Here is a 685-nt window from a genome sequence, read left to right on the forward strand (position 1 = left end):
ACAGTCCCACCCAAAAACGACCGAACATACTACGAAAAACGCTCTAAGAAGACAATAGCTCGGTCAATATTTCTTCATGCTGCGCGCTTTGACTGGCGGTGTCTAGCCGATTTGATTTAAAAATCGACAATAGATCGCTTAATGCATCGCCAAATTGATCGTTAATAACCAGATAGTCGTACTCATGATAATGGCTACTTTCACTGGTTGCATCGGCCATGCGGCGCTCAATGACTTCTTCACTATCTTGGCCGCGCCCTTGTAAGCGTTCGCGCAAGGCGGCTTTAGATGGAGGTAGGATAAAGATGCTCACGGTATCTGGCATCAGTTCTCTTACTTGCTGCGCACCCTGCCAATCGATTTCAAGAATAACGTCTTGCCCAAGCGCCATACGCTGCTCAAGCCAGGTCTTGGAGGTACCGTAGTAGTTATCGAAAACTTTTGCATGCTCTAGAAAGCCAGATTCAGATATGAGCTGCTCAAACTCGGGGATGCTGACAAAGTGATAATTAACGCCATCGACTTCCCCGGGACGAGCCTGGCGAGTGGTATGAGAAACTGAAACTTCGATACCTGAGTCGGCTTCGAGTAAGGCTGCTACCAGGCTTGTTTTCCCTGCTCCGGAAGGGGCTGAAACGACATATAAACGCCCTTGCCTTGCAACTTCTTTAGACTTTTCACCTGT

1 protein-coding gene is annotated in these 685 nt (G+C 48.0%); it reads right to left on the reverse strand.

Annotated elements, in window-relative coordinates; translation table 11 throughout:
• Nucleotides 1–43: 43 nt before the first annotated feature.
• Nucleotides 44–685 (reverse strand): guanylate kinase (gene gmk, locus A3766_RS01835; protein WP_082907000.1); only part of this gene is annotated, 642 nt, incomplete at its 5' end.

It is taken from the genome of Oleiphilus sp. HI0132, assembly GCF_001635845.1.